The 7,979-nt window shown below is 58.0% G+C and carries 8 protein-coding genes; 4 read left to right on the forward strand and 4 right to left on the reverse strand.

Going from position 1 to position 7,979, the window contains the following annotated elements:
- From PGR09_RS24380 to dalD, 3 genes are all read right to left on the reverse strand, one after another.
- The coding region (locus PGR09_RS24380) for a hypothetical protein (RefSeq protein ID WP_430916578.1) at window positions 1-75 on the reverse strand (75 nt) is incomplete at its 3' end.
- A gap of 65 nt (window positions 76-140) precedes the next feature.
- On the reverse strand, window positions 141-1,604 hold the full coding sequence (xylB, locus tag PGR09_RS24385; RefSeq protein ID WP_315711211.1) for a xylulokinase: 1,464 nt from the start codon (window positions 1,602-1,604) through the stop codon (window positions 141-143).
- Entirely contained in the window at window positions 1,595-2,980 is a 1,386-nt protein-coding gene (gene dalD / locus PGR09_RS24390; protein ID WP_101739711.1) for a D-arabinitol 4-dehydrogenase, read from the reverse strand. Before dalD ends, xylB begins: the two co-directional genes overlap by 10 nt.
- Window positions 2,981-3,176: 196 nt before the next feature.
- Here dalD and PGR09_RS24395 point away from each other — a divergent pair, with 196 nt between their 5' ends.
- Window positions 3,177-4,118 carry a sugar-binding transcriptional regulator gene (locus tag PGR09_RS24395; protein WP_430916577.1) on the forward strand — a complete coding sequence of 314 codons (942 nt, stop codon included), beginning with the start codon at window positions 3,177-3,179 and terminating at the stop codon, window positions 4,116-4,118.
- A gap of 12 nt (window positions 4,119-4,130) precedes the next feature.
- Here PGR09_RS24395 and PGR09_RS24400 read toward each other — a convergent pair whose 3' ends face one another.
- Window positions 4,131-5,144, reverse strand: a complete 1,014-nt coding sequence (locus PGR09_RS24400) for a LacI family DNA-binding transcriptional regulator (protein ID WP_045398223.1) — start codon at window positions 5,142-5,144, stop codon at window positions 4,131-4,133.
- Window positions 5,145-5,432: 288 nt separating this feature from the next.
- On the opposite strand from PGR09_RS24400, the gene PGR09_RS24405 reads away from it, so the two are divergent.
- The 3 genes from PGR09_RS24405 to PGR09_RS24415 form a co-directional block, all read left to right on the forward strand.
- Entirely contained in the window at window positions 5,433-6,182 is a 750-nt protein-coding gene (locus PGR09_RS24405) for an SDR family oxidoreductase (protein ID WP_045398225.1), read from the forward strand.
- Window positions 6,183-6,214: 32 nt separating this feature from the next.
- The gene (locus PGR09_RS24410) at window positions 6,215-7,822 is read left to right on the forward strand and encodes an FGGY-family carbohydrate kinase (RefSeq protein ID WP_289578119.1); all 1,608 of its coding nucleotides are present in this window, start codon (window positions 6,215-6,217) and stop codon (window positions 7,820-7,822) included.
- Between the two features lie 82 nt (window positions 7,823-7,904).
- Window positions 7,905-7,979: hypothetical protein (locus PGR09_RS24415; protein ID WP_380379385.1), on the forward strand; the 75-nt coding region annotated here is incomplete at its 3' end.

Raw genomic sequence — 7,979 nt, forward strand, 5'->3', positions numbered from 1 at the left:
AAACACGGCGATGGCGACGTATCCCCAGATAAGGTTCAGCGGCAGACCGAGCCACTGTTTGTGATTAACGGACATGGTGACCTCGTTGTTGTAGGGTGCAGGAGAATCACTCCGGCAGTTTCGCCGGAGCGTCATATGTCTTATTGCTGTCGAAAATGTCGGTCGTTGAGGTACAGAGACTGGAAATGGGCGTAACGCGGCATCAGCGTCTGATGACGCTGCGGATCCGCCTGCCAGGTTTGCCAGATTTCCGGCTTATGACAAACGCTTGCCAACGGCTTGCCCGCCGCCAGACAGGCCAGCCGCGCCGCTCCCAGCGCGCCGCCGGTTTCCCCGCCTTTATGCGTTACCACCGGCATCGCCAGGATATCCGCCAGCAGTTGCGCCCAGAATGGACTGCGGGCGCCGCCGCCGACCAGTGAACACTGGTCGATACGGGTTCCACTCTCCTGCAACGCGCGCAGGCCGTCAGCAATGCCGAAGCTCACCCCCTCCAGCACCGCATATCCCAGTTGAGCGCGCTGGCTGGCATGGGTCATTCCCCAGAACATACCGCGCGCCAGCGGATCGTTATGCGGGGTACGCTCGCCGGAAAGATAAGGCAGGAAGTATGGCGCATTGGCTTTTTCGTCTTCGCTTAACTGAGCTATCTCCTCCAGTAGCGCCACTTCGGTGGTGCCGGTCAGACGACAGAACCACTGCAGACAGCTGGCGGCGCTGAGCATCACGCTCATCTGGTGCCACAGGTTCGGCAGTACGTGACAGAAAGCATGCACCGCCGACTGCGGCGCCGGACGATAGCGGTCGGTGACGACAAACAGCACGCCGGAGGTCCCCAGCGAGATAAAAGCGTCTCCCGGCGACACCGCGCCAACGCCAATCGCGCTGACCGCATTATCGCCGCCGCCCCCCGCCACCAGCACCGAAGGATTAAGCCCCCAGCGTTCGGCAATGTCTGCCGCCAGCGTGGCGGAAACGTCGCATCCTTCAACCAGTTCCGGCATTTGTTGCCGCGTCAGGCCGCACTTTTGCAGCAGCGCGTCGGACCAGTCCCGTCGCGCAACATCCAGCCACAGGGTGCCGGCGGCATCCGACATATCGGAGACTTTTTTGCCGGTCATCTTGTAGCGCAGAAAATCCTTCGGCAGCAGTACGCAAGCGGTACGGGCAAAATGCTGCGGCTCGTGACGCCGCACCCACAGCAGTTTCGGCGCGGTAAATCCCGGCATCGCCAGATTACCGGCCACCTGATGCAGCTCCGGCGCCATCTCCTCAAGCTCGGCACACTCCTGCGCGCAGCGGGTATCATTCCATAAAATCGCCGGGCGAATCACTTCGCCGCTGGCATCCAGTAGCACGGCGCCGTGCATCTGTCCGGAAAGGCCGATGGCTTTAATCGCCGACCAATGACTCGCGCACTTCTCGCGCAGAGTGGCAATCAGATATTCCGTCGCTTCCCACCACGCCTGCGGCGATTGTTCAGACCACTGCGGATGCGGCCGTTGAATGGTCAACGGCGCGCTATGGCTGGCGACGACCGCATTGTTTTCATCCAGCACCAGCGCTTTAACTTCCGAAGTGCCGAGATCGATGCCTAAATACATAGCGCCTCCTGCTGGGTCAGCGCGTAGACGGTGGCGATTTGCTCACGCAGCAGCGCGTGGAAATCCGCCGATTCCGCCAGATCGCCAAACAGGGCTTTATCACCGGCGTACCGGGCGATCGGGTCAGGCGAATTAAACATGGCGTGTACCGCCGATTCATCAAGAATTCCGTCCTGGTACTGATACGGTAAAGCCCCTTTATGCCACTGCTGCATAAAGACAAAGAACAGCGCTGGCAACATAGCGGTAGCCTGCGGACGCACGCCGCGCTGGTAGCACTCCTGCAGGGTTGGGGCAATCATCGCCGGGATTTTTGAGAATCCGTCTGCCGCCACCCGCTGATTGGTGTCCTGGATATAGGGGTTGGTAAAACGCTTGAGTACCACGTCGCGATAGGTTGCCAGGTCGATACCGTTATCGCCCAGACACGGAATCACATCTTCACTGACGTAACGGTCGGCGATGGCGTAGATGGCATCGGTAAGCGTACTCTCGTGAATATATTGCTGGCCCAACAGGGTTCCCGCCCAGGCGATACAGCTATGTGACGCGTTAAGAATGCGAATCTTCGCCTCTTCATAGGGGATAACCGACGCCACCATCTCCACGCCCACCGTCTCAAGCGCCGGGCGCTCAGCGCGGAAATTATCTTCCACAACCCATTGAATAAAGGTTTCGCCCATCACCGGCGCTTTATCGTCGATGCCGGTTTGCGCTTTGATACGTGGCGCCAGATCGGCGGCCGGGCGCGGCGTGATACGATCGACCATCGTGTTTGGACAGGTCGCGTTCACCGCCAGCCAGTCAATAACCTGCTGTTTACCGGTCAGCTGCAGAAATTCCACCAGTCCATCATGGAAACGTTCGCCGTTGTGGCGCACGTTGTCGCAGTTAAGCAGCGTCAGCGGACCAGCATCGTCGGCGATGCGTTTTTCAAGGATCCGGGTGATGGTGCCATAAATGGTTTTGCAATCCCCCTGCAAATCGGCCTGCAGATCGGCGTTGCTGGTTTCCAGGCGATGTTGCGTATTGAGGTAATAGCCCCCTTCCGTCACCGTGAAAGCAATGACTTTGGTCTGCGGGTTCGCGCCTTCATCAATCAGCGGCTGCAGCCCCGCCTGCCACGGCAGTAATTTTTGAATTGAGGCGATCTCTTCGTATTCTCGCTCCCCTTCCGGGCTCACCGTCTCGAGGACATAGCGCCCTTCCTGCTCCGCCAGCGCCTGCACCACATGCTCGGCGTCATTACGAATATTTCCCGCCGCGATATGCCAGCGCGAATCGCCGGAAACCCGCAGTCGATGCAGATACCACGCCTGATGGGCGCGATGAAAAGACCCGAGACCAATGTGAAGCCATGTGAATTGCGTATTCATGTTCTGCTCTCCTTGAGGTGATGCGGCTCACTGTAGATGATCATTTGAATCAAATAAGAGCTACAGATCAAAAAATAATAATTACCCAATAAAATTACAAAAGACCAATTCAGAGCAAAAGCTTGCCTGTTTGGAAAACCGCAGCCAAAATACGGGTATCTGCGCTACTGCGCCCGCGTATTTAAGGCAGGATAACGTGAGTAAAGAAGACGACATCAGGCTGGATCAGAAGGTCCGCGCCGCATGGATGTACTACATTGCCGGTCAGAATCAGAGCGAAATCGCCAGCCACCTCGGCACCTCAAGGCCGGTGGTCCAGCGCCTGATCGCCGCGGCGAAGGAAGAAGGCATTGTGTCGATTGGTTTACATCATCCGGTGGCGAACTGCCTCGATTATGCGCAGTTGTTGCAGGAAAAGTATCAACTCATCGAGTGCAATATCGTGCCGACCTACAACGAGGAGAGCACGCTGGATAGCGTTTCCTTCGGTTGTTATCAGCTGATGGCCCGCTACCTGCAGAGCGATAACGCCAAAATAATCGGCATTGGTTCTGGATTAACGCTGAAAAAAACCATCCAGCGCATTGATTTCGATAGCCCCAACAGCCGCTGCGTGGCGCTGATTAGCGCAATGAACGATGAAGGGAAATGCAACTACTACGACGACGTGCCGTTGCTGCTGGCGCGGAAAATTCAGGCCAACTACTACCAGTGGCCCGCGCCGCGCTATGCGCAAACCCGTCAGGAACATGAGATGTGGTGCGGCAGCCGCCTGTTCAGCAACGTATCTGCCGCCGCACAGCAGGCGGACGTTATTTTCGTCGGTATCGGCCCATTGGGGACCCAAAGCCCGATCTTCAAAGACGGATTTATTAATAAGGCCCAACTGGATGAACTGACGGCGCGCGGCGGCATCGGCGAGATCCTCGGCCGCTTTATCGATGCCGACGGCGGCGTCGTCGACAGCGAAATTAATCGCCTGATCACCAGCTACGATATCCGCCAAAATCAGTGCCCGCGCATAGCCGTCGCCTGTGGCGAGAACAAGCGCCCGGCGATCCTCGCGGCGTTAAAAGGCGGCTGGATTAACGGCCTGGTGACCGATGAACATACCACCCGCTGGCTGCTGACGCGCTAGCGCCAGCGGTTTTCACGCCAGATGCTCGCGGCTGCTAATCAGCAGCGGCGGGATCTCTACCCGCTGCTGGCTGGCCTCGCCAGCGTCGATGATATTGAATACCGCTTCCAGCATCGCCGGTACGTTCTGCTGCACCATGTCAATGTCGTGACCCAATAGATAAACAAACGGATCCCAGTCAAAACAGCCCATTGGTGGCTGTTCGGCGCCGGTCAGCCCTAGCTGGGCCAGCCATCGCACCACCCCTTCCAGCGAGATGGTCGAGTTAACGAAGAACCCCTGAAGATGTTCATCAGCGCTTTTGAAACGCGCCTGCATGCAGGCTTCTACTTTGCCTTTTGAATAGCCCGGAGAAAGAATATTTTCATCCGGCACGCTCATGCCGCGCGCCGCATGGGCATCGCGAAATCCGCGCAAACGCTCCAGGGTGTTGTGGTCGCTGCTGCGCCCGCCGACAAAAAACAGCGGCGCCAGTTTGCCGTGGCGATTGAGGCTGTTATCAAGAATTTTATCGGTCAACGCGCGGGCGCCCGCGTAGTTATCGGAGATCACCGACGGTGCGGTGGAGCCCGGCAGGTCAAGGTTGACCGTCGGCACCCCCGCCTGCTGACAAAGCTCGGTAATTTTATCCGGATTAGTCGCCCCGGTCGCCACCACCCAGTCCACCTGCCAGGAAAGCATCGCTTTCACCGCTTCGATTTCCAGCTCCGGTCGACGGCGAGTACAGGTAATAATCGGCAGCAGGCCGCGCTCACGCGCCATCTCTTCAAAGCCTTCCGCCACGGAACCAAAATAACGGTTGTCGTATTTGGGGACAATCATCCCGATGACATGCGATTTTTTACTGCGCAACATGCTGGCCTGGCGATTAATCGCGTAGCCCTGTTCTTGCGCAATCCGCGTCACTTTTTCCGCAAGTTTGGCGCTGATACGGCGTTTTTTCCAGTTGCCATTGAGGATCGCGCTCACCGCGCTTGCCGAAACGCCGGATAATTCCGCCAGATCGTAGATAGTGATTTTTTTCATTTTCCCAACTTGCGTCACAAATTCATTTCGCTGTTAATTTCCCCACTTGCTCAATCGATGAAGCTGGCGCAACATTAGCTTCATCGATTGAGCAACCATGACGCTCGCTAGCGTATACACTCAATAATCGTTCAGACATCAGCAAATTGAAATAAATGGTGCTGATATTCAATAGCTTAACTTAGTTACTCCTGCTCTGACAGGCCAGATTGTTGTAGCAGGTAACCGCTCCTCAAGCTCGTCGAGTCCCGCTTGATGAGCAAAACAGACAACATGAAGGATTATAAAATGAACCACTCTGTATCCTCTATGAATACTTCTCTTAGCGGCAAAGTCGCCGCGGTCACCGGCGCCGCTTCCGGCATTGGTCTTGAATGCGCGAAAACCCTGCTTGGCGCGGGCGCGAAGGTGGTTCTGATCGACCGTGAAGGCGAAAAGCTCAACAAGATTGTGGCAGAGCTTGGCGAAAACGCTTTTGCTTTACAGGTCGATCTGATGCAGGGCGATCAGGTGGATAAGATCATTGACGGCATCCTGCAACTTGCCGGCCGTCTCGATATCTTCCACGCCAACGCCGGCGCTTACATCGGCGGCCCGGTCGCTGAGGGCGACCCGGACGTCTGGGATCGAGTGCTGCACCTCAATACTAACGCCGCCTTCCGCTGCGTGCGTAGCGTGCTGCCGCATATGATCGCGCAAAAATCCGGCGATATTATTTTCACCAGCTCCATCGCCGGCGTGGTGCCGGTTATCTGGGAACCTATCTATACCGCCTCAAAATTCGCCGTACAGGCATTTGTTCATACTACCCGCCGCCAGGTTTCCCAGCACGGCGTCCGCGTCGGCGCGGTACTGCCGGGCCCGGTGGTCACCGCCCTGCTCGATGACTGGCCGAAAGAGAAAATGGAAGAAGCGCTGGCCAACGGCAGCCTGATGCAGCCTATCGAAGTTGCCGAATCGGTGCTGTTTATGGTCACCCGTTCGAAAAACGTCACCGTGCGCGACCTGGTTATTCTGCCTAACAGCGTTGATTTATAACCCCCGGTATCGGTGACTAAAAGGACGATTTTATGAATGGCGAGACTCAAACCCTCATCGGCGTCGATGTCGGCTCCGGCAGCGTGCGCGCCGGGGTATTTAACCTCAGCGGCGAACTGCTGGCCCACGCCACCCGGGAGATAACCCTCTTCCGTAGCGCCGGCAGCGTGGTGGAACAATCCAGCCGCGAAATCTGGCAGGCGGTTTGCGACTGCATTAAACGCGCGGTCGTAAAGGCCGCCGTCTCTCCGCACTCGGTAGCCGGTATCGGCTTCGACGCCACCTGCTCGCTGGTGGTAATCGGGGAGAATGACGCGCCGCTGGCCGTCGGCCCCAGCGAAGAGGCGGACCGCAATATCATCGTCTGGATGGATCACCGCGCCACCGAACAGGCGGAACGCATCAATGCCACCCGCCATCCGGTGCTGCAATACGTCGGCGGGACTATCTCTCCGGAGATGGAAACGCCGAAGCTGCTGTGGCTGAAAGAAAATCGCCCGCAGACTTATGCCCGTGCGCGTCACTTCTTCGACCTGGCCGACTACCTCACCTGGCGCGCGACCGGCGATCTGGCCCGCTCCGTCTGTACCGTAACCTGTAAATGGACCTATCTGGCCCATGAAAAGCGCTGGGATGCCGACTACTTCCGCCAGATTGGCCTCGCAGAGCTGGCGGAAGAAGACTTCGCCCGTATCGGCCAGCGTATCGTCGATCCGGGAACGCCATGTGGTGATGGGTTAACCGCGGCGGCGGCCGAAGAGATGGGTCTGCCTGTCGGTACGCCGGTGGCGGTCGGGATGATCGACGCCCATGCCGGCGGCATTGGCACCGTTGGCGTACTCAACGGCGCGGTGAATAATATGGCCTACGTCTTCGGCACCTCCTCCTGCACCATGACCACCACCGAGAAAGCGGTGTTCGTCCCTGGGGTCTGGGGGCCTTACTATTCGGCGATGGTGCCGGGTTACTGGCTGAACGAAGGTGGACAAAGCGCCGCCGGCGCGGCTATCGACCAGTTACTGAGCTTCCATCCGGCGGCGGCCGAAGCGCGTGAACAGGCCAAAGCCGCCGCCGTTCCACTGCCGGTCTGGCTGGCGGATCGCGTGCTGGCGCAGGTTGCCTCGCCGTCGGAGGCGGTGAAGCTGGCAGATGGACTGCACGTCGTGCCGGAGTTTCTCGGCAACCGCGCGCCGCTTGCCGACCCCCACGCGAAAGCGCTGATTGCCGGGCTGGGGATGGAGCGGGATCTTGATAACCTGACCGCGCTGTATGTCGCTGGATTATGCGGGATTGGCTACGGCCTGCGGCAGATCCTTGATGCCCAACGCGCCTGTGGTATTGAGAGCGAAAATATCGTTATCAGCGGCGGCGCGGGGCAGCACCCGCTGGTACGCCAGCTATTGGCCGATGCCTGTGGCGTAACCGTGGTCAGCACCGCCAGCAGCGAACCAGTCTTACTGGGCTCCGCCATCCTCGGCGCCGTCGCGGGTAACGTCGCCGCCTCGCTGCCGGACGCCATGAAGCGGTTCACCAGAGTGGATAAAACCTATCGCAGCGAAACGGCGTTTAGCCCGCTGCATCAACGCAGGTATGAGGCCTACAAAGCGCTACAACAGGCCGGTCGGCTAATCCGCGAATAACGTACCTCTTTAATTTAATAACAATAATGCTCCGCTGTTGTGCAGCGGAGCCGCTCCTCTGCATCCTGAAATCGAGGTTAACATGTCCGTTAATAACAAACAGTGGATGGGTCTGCCGCTGAATCTTATCTGGGGATACGTCGCCATCGCCGTGTTC

Source organism: Klebsiella sp. 141251, from assembly GCF_050600725.1.
In the GTDB taxonomy this organism is placed as follows: domain Bacteria; phylum Pseudomonadota; class Gammaproteobacteria; order Enterobacterales; family Enterobacteriaceae; genus Klebsiella; species Klebsiella aerogenes.

Excerpts from the sequence above, each read along its gene's own strand:
- PGR09_RS24410 (WP_289578119.1), top strand. The coding sequence starts at position 6,215 with ATGAATGGCGAGACTCAAACCCTCATCGGCGTCGATGTCGGCTCCGGC.
- xylB (WP_315711211.1), bottom strand. The coding sequence starts at position 1,604 with ATGTATTTAGGCATCGATCTCGGCACTTCGGAAGTTAAAGCGCTGGTG.
- PGR09_RS24405 (WP_045398225.1), top strand. The coding sequence starts at position 5,433 with ATGAACCACTCTGTATCCTCTATGAATACTTCTCTTAGCGGCAAAGTC.
- dalD (WP_101739711.1), bottom strand. The coding sequence starts at position 2,980 with ATGAATACGCAATTCACATGGCTTCACATTGGTCTCGGGTCTTTTCAT.
- PGR09_RS24400 (WP_045398223.1), bottom strand. The coding sequence starts at position 5,144 with ATGAAAAAAATCACTATCTACGATCTGGCGGAATTATCCGGCGTTTCG.